The organism is Aromatoleum diolicum, from assembly GCF_012910955.1.
Lineage (GTDB): Bacteria > Pseudomonadota > Gammaproteobacteria > Burkholderiales > Rhodocyclaceae > Aromatoleum > Aromatoleum diolicum.
This window is the reverse complement of record NZ_WTVQ01000112.1, coordinates 1-930: the sequence shown is the minus strand read 5'-3', so window position 1 is coordinate 930 and position 930 is coordinate 1. Positions and strand designations below refer to the sequence as shown.

The 930-nt window shown below is 69.7% G+C and carries 2 protein-coding genes; both read left to right on the top strand.

What is annotated here, in order from left to right:
* On the top strand, nucleotides 1-341 hold a 341-nt coding region (locus GPA25_RS23630; RefSeq protein WP_169262834.1), incomplete at its 5' end, for a DUF1329 domain-containing protein.
* Nucleotides 342-548: 207 nt separating this feature from the next.
* Nucleotides 549-930, top strand: a 382-nt coding sequence (locus GPA25_RS23625) for a WD40/YVTN/BNR-like repeat-containing protein (RefSeq protein ID WP_246266164.1), incomplete at its 3' end; no start/stop codon positions are given.

Below are 930 nucleotides of genomic sequence, written 5' to 3'. Positions count from 1 at the left end.
GGGAGCTGCACCGCGTGTGGGTGGTGGAAGCGACGCTGCGCGAGGGCAAGCGCCATGTGTATAGCAAGCGCACCTTCTACCTCGACGAGGACTCGTGGGCGGCGCTCGCGTCCGACCAGTACGACGCGCGCGGCCAGCTCTACCGCGCCGGCTTCGCCTACATGGCCCCGAGCTACGACCTGCCGGCGCCCTACACCGACATGTTCGGCCACTACGACCTGGTCGCGGGCATCTACTCGCTGACCGGCTTCGCGGCCGAGACCGGCGGCATGCGCCAGTCCAAGCCGCTCACCGACCGCGACTGGTCGCCCGATTCGCTCGCCGGCTCGGGTATCCGCTAAGGCGGTCGGTCGACCGGGCTGCAGTGCCTGCATGGCGGATGGGCCACCGGCGTCATCCGCCACGAATGCCGGATGGATTCATGGCATTCGGTGGACGGCAGACCGGTTTGCCGCCCTGCGGCTGAAAAGAAGAGTTCCCCTCCCCGGGGCCCGGCACGATCGTGTTTTGATCGTGCCGGGCGACCCGGCCCCAACTGAGGAAATGTGATGAGCGTGCACCGAATCTGCGGAGCACTGGCGGCGTTCGCGCTGCTGATTCCGGCAGGCGCCCCCGCGGCCGGTTTCCAGGACGTACTCGACGTGCCGGCGATGAGTAGCCAGCTTGCGGCCAAGGGCCTGATCAACGGCCTGGCGCAGGCGGGGCAGCGGGTGGTCGGCGTGGGCCAGCGCGGCCACGTGGTGTACTCGGACGACCAGGGCAAGAGCTGGCGCCAGGCGAAGGTGCCGGTGAGCTCGGACCTCGTCGCGGTGAGCTTCCCGACGCCGCAGAAAGGCTGGGCGGTGGGCCACGACGGCGTAGTACTCGCGAGCAGCGATGCCGGCGCCACCTGGACGAAGCAGCTCGACGGCCGGGCGGTCGGCGAGCTGA